This window comes from Bradyrhizobium sp. CCBAU 53338 (assembly GCF_015291665.1).
Lineage (GTDB): Bacteria > Pseudomonadota > Alphaproteobacteria > Rhizobiales > Xanthobacteraceae > Bradyrhizobium.
In genome coordinates, this window is sequence record NZ_CP030048.1 from 3,893,620 (window position 1) to 3,913,517 (window position 19,898).

Below are 19,898 nucleotides of genomic sequence, written 5' to 3' on the forward strand. Positions count from 1 at the left end.
AACGCCCGCACGAGGCGGGCGCTATCGGTTCGTCCGGTAAAGAGCTGAACGATATCAGCCCTGATACTGACCGGCGGCAACGCGCGGGATGTCCGAGCGATCGAGGCCGATGTCGGCCAGTTCGCGATCGCTGAGCTGGGACAGCTCGGCAACATTGCGCTGATAGTCCCGGAAAGCCTGGATCATGCGGATGAGCGAGAGCAGCATTGGTAGTCTCCTGTAGTTCGATTCAGCCCTTGCGGGCGTCATCATTGAAATGAATATAGGTGAGCGTAGTGCAGTGCGAAAGTTCCGATGTTGCGATGCAGCTAAGCGTGAAGCGCATGGCGCGGGTAAGAAACGCTTAACCTCTGGGCGCAGCCGCCCAATAGCTGGGCGGAAACATGCATTCGATGCGATAAGTACCCGTGAAATCACGGATTTATCAACTATTCGACGGTTCCGATCGTTACGGAAATAAGTTACGTTCCAGTGATCTGCAAGGCGTCGGACCAGCTTGTAGGCCCAAGTCCGCCATGCATGATTCGCATGAATTGGAATTCATAGAAAAGAATTTATATTCATACTATGCCGTAGCTGTGATCATCCGGTTTGAAGTCAGAGAGGGCAATCAAGGCCACGAGTTAGCACCGTGAGCGCTTCAAAGGGCTCGCGGCGACCTAACGTGGTCTGCCGGGTCCATCGATGGGAGAGACCATTTCGATGGTGCGTTGCACACGCTGAACGTGCAGATCCTGATTACGAAGTTGTAATGAAAATCAGAAATTTCGCATGAGGGCTCTGCGTGATGCGCAACATCACGCAATTCTCGCGGGGAATTTATTGCGGCAAGTTGTCGCGTCCGAAGCAAAGTCATGTCGCAGATTCCGGCAATGTCGCTGGACCTGTCTCAAGAACAAAAGAAGGAAAGTAACATCATGACGAAGTTACTCGGGGTTATCGCAATTGCCGCCGTCGCATTCGCCCTCGCACCGGCCCAGGCCGCCAAGCACGGCATGGGCGGCTGCAGCTCGGGCAATCTTGAAAAGACCGAGACCGCGGTCGAGGGGATGCCGGACGGCGACGTGAAAATGGCCGCGCAGAAGGAAATTGCTTCCGCGCAGGACTCCATGCTCAACGGCAAAATGGGTGCGTGCGGCATGCACCTGAACAAGGCGATGCACGCCACCATGGGCAAGTAGTCGGGTAGGCAAGCGCAATCCAAGAGAGGGCCGGTCGCCAGGGCGATCGGCCCGACGCGCTTTGTTTCCGCGCGTGTCTTAAGGGGCGTGCGCAAGTTGGGTGGCAAAATAGGCCACCGTCTTGGAATAGACTTCGCTCTTGTTCCACTGTTGGAGCACCGCGAAGTTCGGGCTGCCCGGTTGCCAGTCCTTGCCCCTTTGCCAGCCATAGCCGGCGAGATAGTTGGCGGTCGAGGCGAGCACGTCGGGCGCGTTGTGCAGCAGGTCGCGCTTGCCGTTGCCGTCGAAATCGACGGCGTATTTCATCCATGATGAAGGCATGAACTGGGTCTGGCCGAGTTCGCCGGCCCAGGCGCCTTTCATGTCGGCGGGTGCGAGATCACCGCGTTGGACGATACGCAGCGCATCCATCAGCTCGCCGCGAAATTGCTCGGAGCGCCGGCAGTCATAGGCGAGCGTCGCCAGCGAGCGGATCGTCGCGAACTTGCCGGTGTTGACGCCGAAATCGGTTTCCAGACCCCAGATCGCGACCAGGATCTCGCCGGGCACGCCATAGGTTTGTTCGATGCGCGAGAGCACCGATCCGTACTGCTTCATCTTATTGGAGCCGCGCATCATCCGCGGCGGCACCATGCGGCCGGAAAACTCCTCGAACGTCTGCGTGAAGACCTTTTGCGACTTGTCGCGGTTGAGCACGCCCTGGTCCAACGTGACGCCGGCAAGTCCAGCGGTGATGGCCTGTTGCGAAATGCCCTTGGCCGCGGCCTCGGTTTTGAAATCCGCAAGCCAGGCGTCAAAATTGCCCGAGCCGCAAGCGACCGCGGCGAAAGCGGGCTCGGCGGACACGATGGAGGCTGAGAGGGCGAAGGCTGCGAGAGCGAGACGAGAAATCGTCAGGGTCATCAGATGTAATTGATTCCGTGAAGCGATATGACCGGCGGCGGCAATGTCAGATGTAACCGCGGCCAAAGCAAGGCCTATGACGGCAGCCGATCCCGCCCGGGACATGGGGCGGGATCGGCCCGAACGAGATCGCCGGTCCGTCGCGCTATTCCCTGTTCCGCCACGGGAAGAGATTGGCGGGGAAATCTGCGGCCGGCTTGCGCGGACGTTGCGGCGGAGGCGGCACCGGCCGCGCACCGGGCTCGGAGACGATCACCTTGCGGTAGAGATGCCAGGTGGCGTGGCCGAGCAGGGGGATGACCACGGCGAGCCCGAGGAACGCGGGGATCGTTCCGAGCGCCAGCAGCACCGCGACGATCAGGCCCCAGGCTGCCATCGGCACCGGGTTCTTGGCGACGACGCGCAGCGACGTCACCATCGCTTCGAACGCTCCGGCATGGCGGTCGAGCATCAGCGGAAACGATACGGCGCTGAGGCAGAGCGCTGCAAGCGCGAACAGGAAGCCCGTGCCGCAGCCGACCACGATCAGCCACCAGCCCTGCGATGTCGTCAGCACGCGCGTCACGAAATCCGAGATTCCGGTCACGCCCTCATAGCCGAACGCGGCGACATAGATCGCCTGCGCCGTCGCGACCCAGGTCACGAACAACGCGAGCAGCAGCGTGCCGAGGCCGAGCATGGCGCCGAAGGAGGGGGAGCGCAGCACGTCCATCGCATCCCAGGCACTGGCTTCCTCATGGCGTTCGCGGCGGCTGGAGAGCTCATAAAGGCCGAGCGCTGCGAACGGGCCGATCAGGGCGAAGCCCGCGGCCAGCGGAAACAGCAGTGGTATCACCGAATAGCCCATCGCGACGCGCGCGATCACGAGGCCGAGCACCGGATAGATCACGCAGAGGATGATGGCGTGGCTCGGAACGGCCTTGAAGTCTTCCCAACCACGCTTGAGCGCGTCGTGCAGGTCGGAGAGGTGGATGGTTCGGATGACCGGTCCAGCCGCATCTGCGGTCTGGCCCATCGTGGGGACATTGCCCTGATAGAGTGTGGCCATGGTCGGCTTGCTCCCTTGTCATGCAGCCGAATTCGGCGCCGACAACGGCGCAAGCGGCCGCTTCTCTGAGTTTCGCGAGTCCAATCAGACGCGAATTCCTGTTGGCATCGCGAGCTGAACGAGAAGCGTACGCCGATTTCCGAGTCCTGTCCCTCACGCTTGGGTGAGATTCGTTGCCGCAGTGCAACCTCGGTGACGTCATCCGGTCGTCATTTCGCCGCAGATAAGCTCATGCTGCCTGCAGGTTCGCGGAACTTCGCGGGCGCTACGACGTAACTTCGTCTATAAGTGCCCACACAGGGCCTTCCAAGGGATCCTTTTCGGGGAGCAGACATGAGCATTTTCGGGAAAATCATGGGCGCAATCTTCGGTAGCCATGCGGCTTCCGCGACGCCCGCCGGCGGCGCACCCGCGGGCAGCACGCCTGCGCCCGCAGGAGCCGCGCCGGGCGGATCGGCGCCAGCGTCTGCGCCCGCCGCAGCGCCGGCTGCAACTGTGGATGTTGCGGCGATCGTCGACAAGGCCGCCGCCGCGCACAAGGGCGAGAAGCTGGAATGGCGGACCTCGATCGTCGACCTGATGAAGGCCCTCGACGTCGATTCGAGCCTGGCTGCGCGCAAGGACCTCGCCAAGGAGCTCGGCTACACCGGCGACACGAACGACTCCGCCACCATGAACGTCTGGCTGCACAAGCAGGTGATGTCCAAGCTCGCCGCCAATGGCGGCAAGCTGCCGCCTGAAATCAAGCACTGACCGGCACGCTCCGGTCGACGCCAGGCAACTAGGGAAGGGCCCGCGACGTCGCGGGCCCTTTCGCGTTCAGGCCTTGAGATCCGCATTCTCCGGATGCCTGTCGAGATAGTCGACCACGAAGCCACAGCCCGCGATCACCTTTCTGCCGTCGCCGCGGATGATATCGAGCGCGCCCTTGATCAGCTCGGACGCAATGCCGCGGCCGCGCAGCGCGCGCGGCGTCTCGGTGTGGGTGATGATGACGGCCGAGGGCGTCAGCCGGTAATTGGCGAAGGCGATCTCGCTGCCGACATCGAGCTCGAAACGGCTGCTGTCCTTGTTGTCGCGTACCGATGCCGCCATGCTTAATCCTTCCGAAGCCATGATTATTCCGTGATCTAGGCGCCTGAACCCGCGCTTGCCAAGGCGGGACCACGGGAGGTTGTCGCAGATGAGATCTCCGGAAAGTGCGTGTCCCGGTCCGCCTCATTTGCGGCATGAATTCCTGCCGTGAACATCGCGTGGCGGTCGCGAATAATCTTCGATATTGCTCTTGCAAGTTCCACGGCGGTTCCCACGTGCCTTGAAGGACATACGCCCGAAGGCGGCCGGCAGGGTCGCTAGACGTTCGGAGTATTAAGATAGCCAGCCGCCGACGTATGCCTCTTTTGTAGGAGGGTACGATGTCGGACTTTAGTTTCTTGAATACTCATCGCACATGGGAAGACTGGTGTGGGATGCTGCTCGGCGCGCTGATTGTCGCCTCGCCGTGGTTTCCCATCCAGGATCAATCTGGGATCGCGGGGCAGCAGACGATCGTCGTGAACGCGGTCGTAGTCGGGCTCGTCATATTTGGCCTCAGCCAGCTCGAATATGTCGCCTTGCAGCGCTGGCAGGAGGCCGCGACGATCCTGATCGGGCTGTGGCTCATCGTTTCGCCCTACGTGCTCGGCTATTCCGGCGAAGGTTTTCTCAGAATCTACCACACGAGTCTCGGCGGGGTCGCAGTAGTCCTCGGCGTGCTCCAGCTGTGGCAGGACTGGGACCTGAATGATCAGGATATGCTGAAGCACGGGCAATAGGCCGTGGAATTTCGGCAGGCCCGTCGCGAGATCGGCGGGCCTGGGCCGGCTTATCTCTTCACCAGGTCCTGATAGTCCGGGTGCTTCTCGATCCACGCCTTCACGAACGGGCATTGCGGGATCAGCCTCAGGCCGCTGGCGCGGACCTGGTCCAGTGCGCCTTGCACCAGTCTCGAGCCGACGCCTTTGCCGCCGAGTTCCTTCGGCACATCGGTATGCTCGAAGGTGATGACGTTGCCGTCGAGCTTGTAATGTTCGGTCGCGATGTAGCCCTCCACCTCCAGCTCGTAGCGGTGATGGGCTTTGTTGTTGATCACGTCGCTCATGAAATCTCCGGTCAGTTCTTCAGCGAGTCCGTCAGCATCTTGCGGATCGACCAGGCTTCGCCGTCGGAGGAGCCCTTGATGTCGTCGATCTTCCAGCTGCCGGCTTCGAGCACGAAGTCGTAGCGCACGATCTGGTCGGCGGGTTTGCGGTCGTTGCGGTGGCCGGTGATTGTCACCGCAAGCTTCGCCTTGTCGGTCTCCGTCTTCTCCGCGTCAACCTTGAACGACTTCACGTCCGGTTCCTGCGAATTGGTCACCGGATCGAAGTCGATCGGCCCGACATCGCCCTTCGGCGTGTGCGCGTCCGCCTTGGCCCACAGCGCAACCAGCGCCTTGGAAAGATATTTCGCTTTGGCCGCCTTGTTCTCGGTGACGAAGGCCGCGCCACCGTCGCCCTTGCCCTTGGCGGCGCGGGTGTAGATTGCCGTCAGGATGGAAACGGGGTCGCTGGCGGCGGGGGCCTGAGCGAAGGCCGGCTTGGCGGCGACGAGGAGAGAGGCGGCAATGAGGCTGCGGCGGGTGAGCATGAATGGTCCCTGAGATGATGGCACGCGACCATAGGCCGGGACGGCCCGTGTCAGCGCGGTATCTCAGTAGACCGACGCAAGAGCCGTTCGGTTCAATCTGCGGCCCTGGCGAGCTGCGAATTCTCCGGCTGGGGATTGGGGCGCAGGCAGCCTTGGCAGATAACCAGGGAGCGGTTGACCTTGGCGTCCTGGTCGGCGTCGAGCCCGTCGCTCTCGGCTTGCGCAGCGATGCGCGATGCGTGTGCCGGCATGGCGGTGCGCGGCTGGTTGGGATTTTCGCCTGCTCCATCCCAGGCATAGCGCGCGGGCTTGAATGCGGAATCCGCGGCGAGGTGGGCTTGCGGAGCCACGGCACATCCGGCGAGCGCCAGCGAGAGCAGGAGAACGACGGGCGCTTTGACCATGATGCGGCACTCTGTACACGACAACTGAGCGAGGTTGCGCCGATCATGTTTAAAATTCCCTGAACGATGGCGGCTGCGTCTGCGACCAACGCGCATGCGATGTCTGATCGTCCTGCTCACGATGCTCACGGCCGCGGCGCGCGCCGACGACGCCAAGCCGTTCAATCCCGCCGACTATCCGCCCGCCGTGCAGAAGGCGGTGCATTACGCCAAGGAGGAATGCGACAGCCAGGGCGGCGGCGCCGTGACGTTTGCACCTGATACGGTGCGCAAAGTCGACCTGACCGGCGATGGCCGCGACGATTACATCGTCGATTTCCGCGACACCAAATGCGGCGAACGCGAGAGCACCTATTGCGGAACCGGTGGCTGCCTGCTGGACATCCTGGTGACGCGGCCCGATGGCGCCGTACTTGCCGTGTTCGACGGCTATGTCCGTAGCTACAGCATCGCGCCGCCGCCGATGAAGCGCGGTGCTGCGCGCACCATCCGCTTCGACCTGCACGGCAGCTATTGCGGCGGTTTTGGTTCGCAGGCCTGTGTCAAGGAGAAGGCGATCACGGCGACGCCGTTCGAGTTCAAAAAGCCCTAGGGGTTTTGGAATCCTTGGGGCTGGTGCGCGGCCGGCGGCCTTGCTACGCCGCAGGCGATGGCGATAAATGGGCTTCAATGAGCGGACGGCTTGCGTGCCGTTCGCCGCCCAAGAGGAAGCCCGATGCAGCCGCTCCGCATGTCCCGCCGTGTCATGAATCTCGCTCATATGCTGACGCAGAATGCGCGGCGGCATGGCTCGCGGCCCGGTTTCGTCTGGGGAGACAAAACCTGGACCTGGCGCGAGATCGATGCGCAGGTCTCGGCTCTCGCGGCGGCGCTCGCCGCACGCGGCATCGACAAGGGCGACCGCATCCTCGTTCATTCCAAGAATGGCGACGAGATGTTCTTTTCGATGTTCGCGGCTTTCCGGCTCGGCGCGGTCTGGGTGCCCACCAATTTCCGCCTGATGGCCGACGAGGTCGCCTATCTCGCACAGGCCTCGGGCGCGAAGGCGTTTCTCTGTCATGTCGATTTCCCCGAACACGCCGCGGCTGTGAAAGGCGGCGCGCTGGAATTCACCTGGAGCATCGAAGGCAAGGCATCTTTCGGCGAACGCTCGGTGGCCGATGCGATCGCATCGAAGGCGGGAGTTGCGGTCGAGAACGTCGCGGTCGAGCATGACGACCCCTGCTGGTTCTTTTTCACGTCCGGCACCACCGGCCGCTCCAAGGCCGCGGTGCTGACCCACGGCCAGATGGGCTTTGTCGTCACCAACCATCTCGCCGATCTCACCCCCGGCGTCACCGAGGCCGATGCCTCGCTGGTGGTGGCTCCGCTGTCGCATGGCGCCGGCGTGCATCAACTGGTGCAGACCGCGCGCGGCGTCTGCACGGTGCTGCTGTCGACCGAAAAATTCGACATCGACGAGGCATTCCGCCTGATCGAAAGGCATCTTGTCGCCAACCTCTTCACGGTGCCGACCATCCTGAAGATGATGGTCGAGCATCCCGCCGCAGACAAATACGATCATTCCTCGCTGCGCCACGTCATCTATGCCGGCGCGCCAATGTATCGCGAGGATCAGAAGGCCGCGCTGAAGAAACTCGGCAAGGTCATCGTGCAGTATTTCGGCCTCGGCGAGGTTACCGGCAACATCACGGTGCTGCCGGCGGCGCTGCACGACCCCGAGGACGGTCCGCATGCGAAGATCGGCACCTGCGGCTTCGAGCGCACCGGCATGCAGGTCTCGATCCAGGACGACGAGGGCCGCGAGGTCCAGGCGAACCAGAGCGGCGAGATCTGCGTGATCGGGCCCGCGGTGCTCGCGGGCTATTACGACAATCCTGAAGCCAATGCGAAGGCCTTTCGCAATGGCTGGTTCCGCACCGGCGATCTCGGCCACATGGACGAGGAGGGGTTCGTCTACATCACCGGTCGCGCCTCCGATATGTACATCTCCGGCGGCTCCAACATCTATCCGCGCGAGATCGAGGAGAAGATCCTGACGCATCCCGCGGTCGGCGAGGTCGCGGTGCTCGGCGTGCCCGACGCGACCTGGGGCGAGGTCGGCGTCGCCGTCTGCGTTCCGCGCGAGGGTGCGAAGGCTGTGAGCGAATCCGAGATGGCGGCGTTCCTCTCGCCGAAGGTCCCTCGCTACAAGATGCCGAAGCGGTTCTTCTTCTGGGAGGCACTGCCGAAATCCGGCTACGGCAAGGTGCCGAAGCGCATGGTGCGCGACGAGCTCGAGGCGCGCGGGCTGCTCGATCTCGACAAGACCAAGGCGGGCTGAGCGCGGGGCATGCGGAGCATCAAGCAGCCGGGCGCGCCGGTTACTGAACGTATCCAATGGGTGGAGGCAAGGGGGCGCGGCTTCTCGTTCACACTTCAAGCCGGCCTGCCGCTGCTCGAGGCCGCGCGCCGCGGTTTTGCGGCTGAGGGCTTTGCCGGCGGCGTGCTGAATTTCACCGCGGGCGCGCTCGGACCGTTCGGCTACGTGATGCCGGCGCTGTCGAAGACCGGCGAAAACGCGGCGTTCTATAGCGACACCTATCGGCCCGCGGGAGTGAGCCACACCAGACTCGGCAGCATGACGCTCGGCGTTCGCGACGGTGCGCCGTTCTTTCATTGCCATGGGCTGTGGACCGAGGCCGACGGTAAGGTGAGCGGCGGCCACATGCTCCCGGACGAGACTGTCGTCGCCGAGCCGTTCGAGGTCCAGGCGTTCGGCGTCGACGGCGCGATGTTCGCCGCCGAGCCAGACCCCGAGACCAATTTCAAGCTGTTCGGGCCGGTCGTTTCCGCGAACTCGGGCGCGCGCACGACCAGCCGTGCCTTCGCGCTGCGGCTGCGCCCGAACCAGGATTTTGCCGGTTGCCTCGAGGCGTTCTGCCACGCCCACCGAATTGCGCGCGCAAAAATCCACGGCGGCGTCGGCTCGACCGTCGGCGCGCGCTTCACCCATGGCGGCGTGACCGAGCCGTTCGCCACGGAGCTGGCGATCACTGCCGGGACGGTTGCGCCTGGTGCTCCCGGGGTGCTGGAAGCCGCGCTCGACGTCGCCCTTATCGACTACACTGGCGGCATCGCCGAGGGACGCCTCGTCCGCGGCGACAATCCCGTGCTGATGACGATGGAGCTGGTGCTGGAGGCGCTGGATTAGCGCACGCCTGAGGCTTGTGCCGGTCCGTCCATACCACTTGCCTGCCAGCAGCGTTCCCGTTATGTTCCGATCGGCGTCGAGCGGAGCAAACCGGGCGGGGAGGCGGCAATGGGCCGAAGAGGCAATCGCACGATCAACCTGCCTGCGCCATATCTGAAGCGGGTCTGGCTCGATCCGTCGCAGGTTCGCGATCGCGATGCTTATCCGTTTTGCTTGCCCATCTTTCCGGATGATTTCGAGTTCAACTTCGAGGCCGCGATCACAATCATCGTCGGCGAAAACGGCACCGGCAAGTCGACGATCTTGGAGGGTATCGCCGCTCTCGCCGGCTATGACGATGCCGGTGGCGGGAAGGGCTACATGCCCGTCGATCACTCCGAAGCGCGCGAAAAGATGGGCGGCCAACTTTCCAAAGCGCTGCGCGCGAGCTGGCTGCCGAAGATCACCAACGGCTGGTTCTTTCGCGCTGAGAGTTTTTTCTCGGTCGCGCGATATCTGGACAAGGCCGCGCGTGATACTGGTCAGGTCGGTCCCGATTTCCTGTCGCACTCGCACGGCGAAGGCTTTCTGCGCTTTTTCGAGGAGCGCTGCCAGCGGCAAGGCATCTTCATTTTCGACGAGCCTGAATCGGCGCTGTCGCCGGCGCGGCAGATCGAATTCCTCAAGCTGCTGCGGCGTATGGACGAGTCCCGCATTTGCCAGGTCATCATGGCGACCCATGCACCTCTCCTGATGGCCTATCCCCATGCGCAGCTGCTTCGGTTGGGGAAATACGGCCTCGAGCCTGTTACCGTGGAGCAGACCGATCACTACCGGGTCATGCGCGAATTCTGCGACGACCCACGCGGGTTCGTCGAGGCGACGCTGGCGGAATAGGCGCGGGGCGCTGCTTCCGTCGTCATTGCGAGGAGCACTTGCAACGAAGCAATCCAGAATCTTTCCGCGGGGGCACTCTGGATTGCTTCGCGGCGCTCGCAATGGCGGTCTCGGCGCAAGGTTCGACTTCAAATTGGCCCTTGAAATCGCAGACACAGTTTCACGCTCTCGCGGCACGTCATGCCCGAGCTCTGCTGGAATCACCGCCCTCGAAGGTGCCGAGGGCGCAGGGAAGGCCGGGTGCCGGCTGGCACCCGCGGTCCACTGTGCGATATCTGCGCTACAAGAGGCTGCACAGCGGCATACAGGTGAAGCCAAACAACCGGCCTTCCCTGCGCAGTGGGTTGACGGCTTATGTCGTGATCTCCCCGGGGAGCGATGCACTATTGCCCCCGTCGCCCTGCAGATGGCTGATGTGCGCGTCCGGTCGGACATCGCACGTCACCACAGGGCTTGGCGCACAGGCTCCGGGCGCCAGGACCACACGATTTTGCCGTACGCGGATCACACCGGTCGTGTGCGCGAGGTCTTGCTCACGGTTGCCCGCCCTGCAAACCCTTTGCGCCGATGTGACCCACGTCCACCACGTCCCCTCCCGCGTGTCGTGACGATCGCGATAGCGCCCCTCGGCCGGGTTGGGATGGGCGAATGATGTTGTATTTCCGAATTTTAGTAAAGCGAATTATTTCGATCAAGACGTGTTGACCTCGATCTCGCGTGTTTTGCCCGTCAGGCAACACGAGGTGTGGTGGGCACGTCGAGATGACGGGGCTCATTTTGCGCGGGCAAACGCTTCCAGCTTCACGAAGAAATCCCTCAGGATCGGATTGCGGTCCACATAGGTCACGTAGCGGATCGGATGGCGCCTTCGGTCAACGCTCCACGTCATCTGCTCCGTGAGGACAGGAGCCGGGACGATCACGCTCGGCGCCCATGCTGGGTTCAGCAGCCAGCCCACCGGCGCCATGTCCCAGATTTCCTTGGCCCAGCCCATGTGATCGGACGAATACTCCTTGAAGCGCATGGCGAGAAACGCGCCGATGCTGCCATGCGGTTCGACGTAGCGCTCGATCTCCGGCACCGTCGAATGAAGGCGCGAGGTGACACCCCGGCACGGCACCAGAACGAGCGGCACACCACTGTCGAGCAGCACCTGGGCGCCACCGACGTCCTGCTTGAGGTTGAACTCGATCGTATCTGGCCATTCCAGGGCGTGGCCGCCAAGCCAGACCACCACGATGCGGTCGATGATGTCAGGCGCCCTGAGCAGCGCCGAGGCGACGTTGCTGATGGCGCCGATTGCGATGACGTAGAGCGGATTGTCAGGCGAGCCCGCGCGGGCCCGGGCAACGAGGTCGTCCACGGCGGGGGCTGGCCGCGCCGCCTTGCCGGGCCCGACATAATCGGTGACGCCGCGATGAACCAGGCCACCAGGCGCGACGTTCAGGCGCTCCAGCAGGCGCAGGATCTCCTGATAGCTCAGCTCCATGCCGTGGCCGGGATTTTCTGCACGCGCGTTGAAGAACGGCGCGGCGTAGATCGCCTCGACGTCGAATCGTTCCGGCGACAGCAGCATCTGCACCAGCGCAAACTGGTCGTCGATCTCGTTGTAGGTGTCGGTGTCGAGCACGACGCGCAACCGGCCGGCCGGCGGGGTGAGCAGTTTGAGGCGGGCTGCATCCGTGAGTGTCATCACCGTCTCCTTGAGCCGCAGGCGATTGCGTTTCAAATTGTTGCCGGCATCCGGCCGACCGCATCCGCGATCTCATCCATCTGCGCGAACACGTAATCTGGCGCAAGAGCTCTCAACGCGGCCGGCGCGGCATAGCCCCAGCTGACGGCGCCGCAGGCAATCCCAACCGCACGCGCCGCCTCGATGTCGCGGACCTCGTCACCGATCGAAACGACATTGTCCGGGGTAACGCCGGCGCGCCGGATCACGCGGCGGAATTTCGCGGGCTTGCCGAACACCGAAGCCGCGCAGTCGAAATGCTGGAAGAGCGCGGCCGATGCGCCGAGCTTCTGCCGCGCATTGACCTCGCTGTCCGAGGTCACCAGCGCGAGCTGCACGCCAGTCTCCGCCAGCGTCCGCAGCATCGCCTCGGCCCCTGCAAACAGCGAAATCTCGCTAGCGGCTTCTCCCTTCAGCCGCCGCGCATAGCGCGCGATCGCCGGCAGCTTCCACAAGGGCACCTCGAGCTGCTTGAGTATCTCGCGCGTCGAAGCATGCCGCAGTCCCTCGATATCCTCATCCCGCACGCGTCGAAAGCCGAAGCGGTCGGCGACGTCGTTGATGGTGCGCAGGAACCACGGGAAGCTGTCGACGAGGGTGCCGTCGAGATCGAAGATGGCGAGGGAGAAGGGCATGGAGGAGAAATTACACCGCTAGGATTTCCATACGATCTCCTCGGTCCAACCGAGATCGGCAAACTCGGCCGCCCGAAGCGGGGCTTCTCCTTCCGCGAAGAATTCATCGAGCTGCGGCGGGGCAACAGCTGTTTCGGACATCATCGCGTGCGCCTGTCCGCGATGATGAATCTGATGCTGGAAGAGATGCATGAGCAGCCGGTCGCGACGCTCGGTCTGGACCCGGGTGTCGCGGTTGATCCGGACCGAGTCGTCAAGACGTTCAGGCGTCAGCGCATCGCAGATAGCGAGCAGGCGCTTGTCCATGGCAGCTTGGGCAGGCTTCAATTCGGAGAGCGAACCGTGCGGCACTTCGTTTTGCCAGGCGCGTGGTCCGAGCCAGCCACCCTCAAGGGCATCGACGTAAAAGAGGTCGATGACATAGATGTGGTTCGGCGTGCGCTGCAGGCTCGGGAAGAACCCGGTTCGCCGGGCTTCGAACTCGGCCTGGCTGAGGCCGGCGCACGCTGTGAGCAGGCGATGGTTCGCCCAGGCATTGTTGCGAGCGAAGGCGCGATAGGTTTGCACAAGTCCAGCAGGCATGTCGGCACCGGTCTCACGAGAAGAGCGCAGGCGGACTACGCTTCGCTGATCCACCCTACGGTTTCGATCTACTCCGCCGCCTCGCTCGTGCTCCGTCGTTTCGGCTTCCTTGCCTTCTTCAGCACCGGCTCCAGGAACTTGCCCGTGTAGCTCCGCTGTGCTTTCACGATGTCCTCGGGTGGACCCCAGGCGACGATCTCGCCGCCGCCGTCGCCGCCCTCGGGGCCGAGGTCGATGACCCAGTCCGCGGTCTTGATGACTTCGAGATTGTGCTCGATGACGACGACCGTGTTGCCCTGCGCGACCAGCTCGTGCAGCACCTCCAGCAGCTTCTTGACGTCGTGGAAGTGCAGGCCGGTCGTGGGCTCATCCAGGATGTAGAGGGTGCGGCCGGTGGCGCGCTTGGACAGCTCCTTTGCCAGCTTGACGCGCTGGGCTTCGCCGCCTGAGAGCGTGGTCGCCTGCTGGCCGACATGGATGTAGTCGAGGCCGACGCGGTGCAGCGTCTGGAATGTCTCGCGCACGCGCGGCACCGCCTTGAAGAACTCGGCGGCTTCCTCGACGGTCATGTCGAGCACGTCGGCGATGCTCTTGCCCTTGAACAGGACTTCCAGCGTCTCGCGGTTGTAGCGCTTGCCCTTGCAGACGTCGCAGGTGACGTAGACGTCGGGCAAAAAGTGCATCTCGATCTTGATGACGCCGTCGCCCTGGCACGCCTCGCAACGGCCGCCCTTGACGTTGAAGGAGAAGCGCCCGGGCTCGTAGCCGCGCGCCTTGGCTTCGGGCAGGCCCGCGAACCACTCGCGGATCGGTGTGAAGGCGCCGGTATAGGTCGCCGGATTCGAGCGCGGAGTGCGGCCGATCGGCGACTGGTCGATGTCGATGATCTTGTCGATGTGCTCGAGACCCTCGATGCGGTCGTGCGGCGCGGCGCCTTCGCTGGCGCCGTTGAGCTTGCGCGCGATGGCGCGGTAGAGCGTGTCGATCAGCAGCGTCGACTTGCCGCCGCCGGAGACGCCGGTGACGGCGGTGAACAGGCCGAGCGGAATCTCGGCCGTGACGTTCTTGAGGTTATTGCCGCGCGCGTTCACCACCTTGATGGTGCGGCGATGGTTCGGCGGACGCCGCTCCGGCACCTCGACTTCGAGCTCGCCGGTGAGATATTTGCCGGTCAGCGATTTCGGGTTGCGCATGATCTCGTCGGGCGTGCCTTCGGCGACGATGTTGCCGCCATGCATGCCGGCGCCGGGGCCGATGTCGAGCACGTAGTCTGCGAGCCGGATCGCGTCCTCGTCATGCTCGACCACGACCACGGTGTTGCCGAGGTCGCGCAGGCGCTTCAGCGTGTCGAGCAGGCGCGCGTTGTCGCGCTGATGCAGGCCGATCGAAGGCTCATCCAGCACGTAGAGCACGCCAGTCAGACCCGAGCCGATCTGGGAAGCCAGCCGGATGCGCTGGCTCTCGCCCCCGGACAGCGTGCCGGAGGAGCGGGAGAGGGTGAGGTAGTTGAGGCCGACGTCGAGCAGGAAGGTCAGGCGCTCGCGGATTTCCTTGAGGATGCGCCCGGCGATCTCGTTCTGCTGCTTGTTCAGCGCGTCGGGCACGGTCTCGAACCACTCGCCGGCCTTCCTGACCGACAGCTCCGAGATCTCGCCGATATGCTTGGCCCCGACCTTGACGCACAGGGCCTCGGGCTTCAGCCGGAAGCCGTTGCAGGCGCCGCAGGGTACGTCGTGGAAATACTTTGCCAGCTCCTCGCGCGCCCACTCGCTTTCGGTCTCGCGATAGCGGCGGTTGATATTGGTGATGACGCCTTCGAACGGCTTCTTGGTGTCGTAGGAACGGACGCCGTCCTCGTAGGAGAACTTGATCTCGTCCTCGCCGGAGCCGTGGAGGATCGCGTCTCTCGTCTTCTTGGGCAGATCCTTCCACTTGGTCGTCAGGGTGAACTTGTAGTGCTTGCCGAGCGCCGTCAGCGTCTGCGTGTAATAGGGCGACGACGACTTGGCCCAGGGCGCGATCGCGCCCTTGCCGATCGCGAGCTCCTTGTCCGGGATGACGAGGTCTTCGTCGACATGCTGCTCGACGCCGAGGCCGCCGCAGGCAGGGCACGCGCCGTAGGGGTTGTTGAAGGAAAAGAGTCTGGGCTCGATCTCCGGAATGGTGAAGCCGGAGACGGGGCAGGCGAACTTTTCCGAGAACAGGATGCGCTCGGGCCCGCTCTTGTCGTGGATTTTTGCCGTCTTCTTTTTCTCTTCGGCAGGCGCAGCAGCAGCCGGTGCGTCGGCATACTCGACGACGGCAAGGCCCTCGGCGAGCTTCAGCGCGGTCTCGAAGCTCTCAGCCAGGCGCTGGCCGATATCGGCGCGCACCACGATGCGGTCGACGACGACGTCGATGTCGTGCGGGAATTTCTTGTCGAGGTTAGGCGCTTCCGCGAGCTCGTAGAAGGCGCCGTCGATCTTGACGCGCTGAAAGCCCTTCTTGAGCCATTCGGCGAGCTCCTTGCGGTACTCGCCCTTGCGGCCGCGCACGACAGGCGCCAGCAGATAGAGGCGGGTGCCCTCGGGCAGCGCCAGCACGCGATCGACCATCTGCGACACGGTCTGACTCTCGATCGGCAGGCCCGTGGCGGGCGAATAGGGCACGCCGACGCGCGCCCAGAGCAGGCGCATGTAATCGTAGATCTCGGTGACGGTGCCGACCGTCGAGCGCGGGTTCTTCGACGTCGTCTTCTGCTCGATCGAGATCGCCGGCGACAGGCCGTCGATCTGGTCGACGTCGGGCTTCTGCATCATCTCCAGGAACTGGCGCGCATAGGCCGAGAGCGACTCGACGTAGCGGCGCTGGCCCTCGGCGTAGATGGTGTCGAAGGCGAGCGAGGATTTGCCGGAGCCCGATAGCCCGGTGAACACCACGAGCTTGTCGCGGGGAATCTCGACGTCGATGTTCTTGAGGTTGTGCTCGCGCGCGCCGCGGATCGTAATTGCGCGCAGGTGTGATCCCGCGTTCTGCTGTTGGCGCTTCGCCTTGATCACTTCATCCATCCGCGTTGCCCTCAAGGAATCCCACGAGCGAGCGACCGCGCCAACGTTCGGGCGCGCTTCGCCCGGAACCGGGATCGGCGCCAATGGGTATGCAGGCGAACGTAGGAAGAACGGAGACGGATTTCCAGAGGGACTTGCGAATCGTCAACGGATTGTTGGCGCGCTGGCGGGACTTGGCAGCAGCGCCTGGAGATCGGGACGGAAGGAACAACAAAAAGGCCGGCGCGAGGCCGGCCTTTCGTGACGTGATGGCGTTGGAGCCTCAGCTCAGTACTTGGCGACGACCGGGCCGTTGAAGTGATAGTTCACGCCGACCTGCACGGTGTGGAAGTTGATCGTGCCGGTGGGAATGGCGCCGAAGTACGTCTCGCCGGCCAGGCTGCGATAGAGATACTCGCCCTTGACCGACCACTGCGGAGCGAAGAACGCTTCGATGCCCGCGCCGACGGTCCAACCGGAGTGGAACTTGCTGTCCGAGATCGACGCAGCGCCGAGGGTGGCGGTGATCTTGTTGTCGATCCAGGCGTAACCACCCGTGCCGTAGAACAGGACGTTGTTGACGGCATAGCCGATACGGCCGCGCACGGTGCCCATTGCATCCGTCTTCGAGCTCACGCTGGTCGGGATCGCGCCGAGGCCGGGAACGATAACGACACCAGCGGCAGAAGCGTTGACGTCAGCCCAGGCGCCGTCAGCCTCGATACCGAACACGACGTTGCCGGTCTGCCAGTTGTAGCCGGCGGTGCCGCCGACGAAGCCACCCTTCATCTTCGGGTCGCCAGAGGCGGCTTCCCAGGCGCCGCCGCCGACGATACCGAGATAGAAGCCGGTCCAGTTGTAGACCGAGGCCATCGCGACCGGAGCCTTGGTGTAGGGGCGAGCCGCCAGGTCGGCAGCCGAAGCGGCGCCGGTGAGTACGATCAGAGCGGCCGAAGCCAACAAAATCTTTTTCATATTCAAGTAATCCCAGTCCCAGTTTCTGTTGTTGTCTTCCGTGCGTCGGAAGCACAGCGGACGCGTTGGTCCAACTGATGTCGTGCTTACACCACTGAAGCTGTAAGTTGTGTCTCTCAAAAGTCACAACAAATACAAAATGTAATACTCACTGACCTATAGTTCCCCGTCGGGAACAGGCAACAAAAAGGCCGGCACGAGGCCGGCCTTCGATTCCCGAATGATTTCAAGAAGATCAGTACTTCGCGATGATGGGGCCGCCCCAGCGATAGTTGAGGCGGACGAGGCCCATGTCGACGTCCTGGCTGATCCGGTCGGTCTGGAATGCGCCGCCGCCGACGGGTGCGTTGAGCGTGAGCGTCCGGTTGCCGAGGAAGATGTGATCGTACTCGACGCCGACCGTCCAGTTGGGCGCGAAGCCGAATTCGAGGCCGGCCCCGACCGTGCCGCCCCAGCGGGTGTCGCTGGTTGAGGCGAGCAGGGTGCCCGCACCGACGAAGCCGGGCGCCGTGTAGATGTCGAACTTGTCCGCGACCACGGCGCCGCCGCCCTTCACGTAAAACAGCACGTTGTTCCAGGCATAGCCGATCTGGCCTGTGAACAGGCCGAAGGCGTCGATCCGCGAGCGGTTACGCTGTGCCAGGAAGAAATTGCTGACATTGTCGCCGGAGAAGTCGGCCCAGTTGCCCTGGCCTTCGAGGCCGAACACCCAGCTGGCCGATTGCCAGCGATAGCCGACCTGGCCGCCGACCGTGCCGCCGGTGGCGTTGTGGCAGCCTTCGCCGCCCACGAATGCGCCGCCGCCGAGAACGACGTTGTCCCAGCATTTGTGGCTCGATCCGCCGCCGCCGTTGATGCCGATGTAGAAGCCGCTCCAGTCGTAGATGGTGGCGATCATCGGCGGCGGCGCCTTGGTGTAGGGACGAGCCGCAAGATCTGCTGCACTCGCCGGTGCAGACAGGCCCATTGCAACAATACAAATTGTACCGAATAGAATTTTCTTCATTGCAGTCTCCCCAGTGTCGTCCGCTTCAGATGTCCCCGAAGCGGCCCATCAGGCGCGACGCCCATCAGAACCAATTCCGAGAAAACCGTAATCCAATCGGACGGCCGAGTCCGTCTCTGGAATGCAACAGTCGGCGGGCAACTGACATGCGCTTAACCTGATGAATGTTAAGCGTTTTCCGGTTCGGTTCGGTTCCAATTCATGACGGCGTGCATAGCGGGGCAGAGTGTTCGTATGCACGCTTCGGTCGCATCAATTTCGATGGGAACAAATCTGGAACAAATGTCTGGCCGGTGCTATATGTGGGGATAACCGAGGGTGTAGCGGGCCGATCGGCCCTCGTAAGCGTATAGGGTCGGCCCAACGGGCGGCAGCGCGGGCGCGCCTTTTTCGATTCAGTGGCATTTGGAGTGGAGAGCGGCGATGGCGGGAAGCGTCAACAAGGTCATTCTGGTTGGAAATCTCGGCAAGGATCCGGAAATCCGCCGCACCCAGGACGGGCGGCCGATCGCGAATCTGAGCATCGCGACCTCCGAGACCTGGCGCGACAAGAACAGCGGCGAGCGCAAGGAAAAGACCGAGTGGCACCGTGTCGTGATCTTCAACGAAGGGCTGTGCAAGGTCGCCGAGCAGTATCTGAAGAAGGGCGCCAAGGTGTACATCGAGGGCGCGCTTCAGACCCGCAAATGGACTGATCAGAGCGGCGTGGAGAAGTACTCCACCGAGGTCGTGCTCCAGGGCTTCAACTCGACGCTGACGATGCTCGACGGCCGCGGCGGCGGCGGAGGAGGCGGCAGCTTCGGCGACGAGCCGGGCGGCGATTTCGGCTCCTCGGGTCCCGTCAGCAGCGCACCGCGCCGCCCGGTTGCCGCCGGCGGCGGTGGCCGCAACAACGACATGGACGACGACATCCCGTTCTGAGGCGGGCAAGTTTCGTTTCCAACTTTGCTGCGCTCGCGTAGAGCGTCAGGATTTCCTACCAATTTACAGGCTGAGCTCGGTTTTCCGGGCCGGCCTCATGTGCTGCCTGAAGCCTTTGACGGGCCACGATGTGAACGGTATTAACTTAATGTTAATCATATTCACATGGTCGATCCCGGCCGAAGGGACGCGTCACATGAGCCTCGCGCCGCTGCTTGACGCTGCTCCGGCGATCCCGCTGCACGCCTTCGCGGCGATGGCGGCCTTCGTGCTCGGCATCGTTCAGTTCGCCGCCCCCAAGGGTACGCTGCCACACCGGACGATCGGCTGGATCTGGGTGGCGCTGATGGCCCTGGTAGCGGTCTCGTCGTTCTGGATCCACCAGATCCGCCTGGTCGGGCCGTTCAGCCCGATCCATCTGCTGTCGATCTTCACGCTGGTGATGCTGCCGCTTGCGGTATGGCGGGCGCACACGCATCGCGTCGTCGCTCACCGGTGGAGCATGATCTTCATTTTCACCGGCGCGCTGGTGGTGGCGGGCCTGTTCACGCTGCTGCCCGGGCGCATCATGCACAGCGTGTTTTTCGGGGCGTAACGGGCAGTTCCGCCCGGCTCGTGCGGGCCCCGTTCCCGATGGTGGTGGACAAGGTCTAAGTCTCTGGAAAAACAGTCGGAAAAAGCGCTGTCTCGACCCTTGCAAGGGTGGTTATCAGGGCCTCGATGCGCTATATGATTCCCAGATAAAATTT

The 19,898-nt window shown here is 63.3% G+C and carries 22 protein-coding genes; 9 read left to right on the forward strand and 13 right to left on the reverse strand.

What is annotated here, in order from left to right; genetic code table 11:
- Positions 1–54: 54 nt before the first annotated feature.
- On the reverse strand, positions 55–207 hold the full coding sequence (locus XH90_RS18275; RefSeq protein ID WP_007590701.1) for a DUF1127 domain-containing protein: 153 nt from the start codon (positions 205–207) through the stop codon (positions 55–57).
- Positions 208–854: 647 nt separating this feature from the next.
- On the opposite strand from XH90_RS18275, the gene XH90_RS18280 reads away from it, so the two are divergent.
- Positions 855–1,181, forward strand: a complete 327-nt coding sequence (locus tag XH90_RS18280; protein WP_194475760.1) for a hypothetical protein — start codon at positions 855–857, stop codon at positions 1,179–1,181.
- Between the two features lie 78 nt (positions 1,182–1,259).
- Here the strand turns inward: XH90_RS18280 and XH90_RS18285 are convergent, their stop codons facing one another.
- Positions 1,260–2,084 (reverse strand): lytic murein transglycosylase, encoded by an 825-nt coding sequence (locus XH90_RS18285; protein ID WP_194475761.1) that lies wholly within the window; start codon positions 2,082–2,084, stop codon positions 1,260–1,262.
- A gap of 145 nt (positions 2,085–2,229) precedes the next feature.
- Entirely contained in the window at positions 2,230–3,132 is a 903-nt protein-coding gene (locus XH90_RS18290; protein WP_194475762.1) for a DUF2189 domain-containing protein, read from the reverse strand.
- A gap of 333 nt (positions 3,133–3,465) precedes the next feature.
- Here XH90_RS18290 and XH90_RS18295 point away from each other — a divergent pair, with 333 nt between their 5' ends.
- The gene (locus XH90_RS18295; protein ID WP_194475763.1) at positions 3,466–3,885 is read left to right on the forward strand and encodes a DUF3597 domain-containing protein; all 420 of its coding nucleotides are present in this window, start codon (positions 3,466–3,468) and stop codon (positions 3,883–3,885) included.
- A 66-nt stretch (positions 3,886–3,951) separates the two neighbouring features.
- Here the strand turns inward: XH90_RS18295 and XH90_RS18300 are convergent, their stop codons facing one another.
- A complete protein-coding gene (locus XH90_RS18300; protein WP_194475764.1) occupies positions 3,952–4,227 on the reverse strand; it encodes a GNAT family N-acetyltransferase in 276 nt (91 codons plus the stop codon).
- Between the two features lie 374 nt (positions 4,228–4,601).
- Between XH90_RS18300 and XH90_RS18305 the strand changes: the two genes are divergently transcribed.
- Entirely contained in the window at positions 4,602–4,946 is a 345-nt protein-coding gene (locus XH90_RS18305; RefSeq protein WP_371748250.1) for an SPW repeat protein, read from the forward strand.
- 50 nt (positions 4,947–4,996) lie between these two features.
- Here the strand turns inward: XH90_RS18305 and XH90_RS18310 are convergent, their stop codons facing one another.
- The 3 genes from XH90_RS18310 to XH90_RS18320 all read right to left on the reverse strand — a co-directional run bounded on the left by XH90_RS18310 (position 4,997) and on the right by XH90_RS18320 (position 6,203).
- On the reverse strand, positions 4,997–5,272 hold the full coding sequence (locus tag XH90_RS18310; RefSeq protein WP_194475766.1) for a GNAT family N-acetyltransferase: 276 nt from the start codon (positions 5,270–5,272) through the stop codon (positions 4,997–4,999).
- An 11-nt stretch (positions 5,273–5,283) separates the two neighbouring features.
- The gene (locus XH90_RS18315) at positions 5,284–5,799 is read right to left on the reverse strand and encodes a DUF3828 domain-containing protein (protein ID WP_194475767.1); all 516 of its coding nucleotides are present in this window, start codon (positions 5,797–5,799) and stop codon (positions 5,284–5,286) included.
- A gap of 92 nt (positions 5,800–5,891) precedes the next feature.
- Positions 5,892–6,203, reverse strand: a complete 312-nt coding sequence (locus XH90_RS18320) for a hypothetical protein (RefSeq protein ID WP_194475768.1) — start codon at positions 6,201–6,203, stop codon at positions 5,892–5,894.
- 94 nt (positions 6,204–6,297) lie between these two features.
- Here XH90_RS18320 and XH90_RS18325 point away from each other — a divergent pair, with 94 nt between their 5' ends.
- From XH90_RS18325 to XH90_RS18340, 4 genes are all read left to right on the forward strand, one after another.
- The gene (locus XH90_RS18325) at positions 6,298–6,795 is read left to right on the forward strand and encodes a hypothetical protein (RefSeq protein ID WP_194475769.1); all 498 of its coding nucleotides are present in this window, start codon (positions 6,298–6,300) and stop codon (positions 6,793–6,795) included.
- 123 nt (positions 6,796–6,918) lie between these two features.
- A complete protein-coding gene (locus tag XH90_RS18330) occupies positions 6,919–8,526 on the forward strand; it encodes an acyl-CoA synthetase (protein WP_194475770.1) in 1,608 nt (535 codons plus the stop codon).
- 9 nt (positions 8,527–8,535) lie between these two features.
- The gene (locus tag XH90_RS18335) at positions 8,536–9,396 is read left to right on the forward strand and encodes a PCC domain-containing protein (protein ID WP_194475771.1); all 861 of its coding nucleotides are present in this window, start codon (positions 8,536–8,538) and stop codon (positions 9,394–9,396) included.
- A 108-nt stretch (positions 9,397–9,504) separates the two neighbouring features.
- Complete coding sequence (locus XH90_RS18340) at positions 9,505–10,272, forward strand: AAA family ATPase (protein ID WP_194475772.1); 768 nt, start codon at positions 9,505–9,507, stop codon at positions 10,270–10,272.
- 772 nt (positions 10,273–11,044) lie between these two features.
- Here XH90_RS18340 and XH90_RS18345 read toward each other — a convergent pair.
- The 6 genes from XH90_RS18345 to XH90_RS18370 all read right to left on the reverse strand — a co-directional run bounded on the left by XH90_RS18345 (position 11,045) and on the right by XH90_RS18370 (position 18,228).
- On the reverse strand, positions 11,045–11,965 hold the full coding sequence (locus XH90_RS18345; RefSeq protein ID WP_194475773.1) for a nucleoside hydrolase: 921 nt from the start codon (positions 11,963–11,965) through the stop codon (positions 11,045–11,047).
- A gap of 32 nt (positions 11,966–11,997) precedes the next feature.
- Complete coding sequence (locus XH90_RS18350) at positions 11,998–12,639, reverse strand: HAD-IA family hydrolase (protein WP_194475774.1); 642 nt, start codon at positions 12,637–12,639, stop codon at positions 11,998–12,000.
- A gap of 18 nt (positions 12,640–12,657) precedes the next feature.
- The gene (locus tag XH90_RS18355; RefSeq protein ID WP_194482726.1) at positions 12,658–13,221 is read right to left on the reverse strand and encodes a DinB family protein; all 564 of its coding nucleotides are present in this window, start codon (positions 13,219–13,221) and stop codon (positions 12,658–12,660) included.
- Positions 13,222–13,289: 68 nt separating this feature from the next.
- Entirely contained in the window at positions 13,290–16,268 is a 2,979-nt protein-coding gene (uvrA, locus tag XH90_RS18360) for an excinuclease ABC subunit UvrA (RefSeq protein WP_194475775.1), read from the reverse strand.
- A 267-nt stretch (positions 16,269–16,535) separates the two neighbouring features.
- On the reverse strand, positions 16,536–17,222 hold the full coding sequence (locus XH90_RS18365) for an outer membrane protein (RefSeq protein WP_194475776.1): 687 nt from the start codon (positions 17,220–17,222) through the stop codon (positions 16,536–16,538).
- Between the two features lie 235 nt (positions 17,223–17,457).
- The gene (locus XH90_RS18370) at positions 17,458–18,228 is read right to left on the reverse strand and encodes an outer membrane protein (RefSeq protein ID WP_194475777.1); all 771 of its coding nucleotides are present in this window, start codon (positions 18,226–18,228) and stop codon (positions 17,458–17,460) included.
- Positions 18,229–18,651: 423 nt separating this feature from the next.
- Between XH90_RS18370 and XH90_RS18375 the strand changes: the two genes are divergently transcribed.
- A complete protein-coding gene (locus XH90_RS18375; protein WP_092234768.1) occupies positions 18,652–19,149 on the forward strand; it encodes a single-stranded DNA-binding protein in 498 nt (165 codons plus the stop codon).
- 196 nt (positions 19,150–19,345) lie between these two features.
- Positions 19,346–19,744, forward strand: coding sequence for a DUF2306 domain-containing protein (locus tag XH90_RS18380; RefSeq protein ID WP_194475778.1), 399 nt, complete (start codon positions 19,346–19,348; stop codon positions 19,742–19,744).
- Positions 19,745–19,898: the final 154 nt, after the last annotated feature.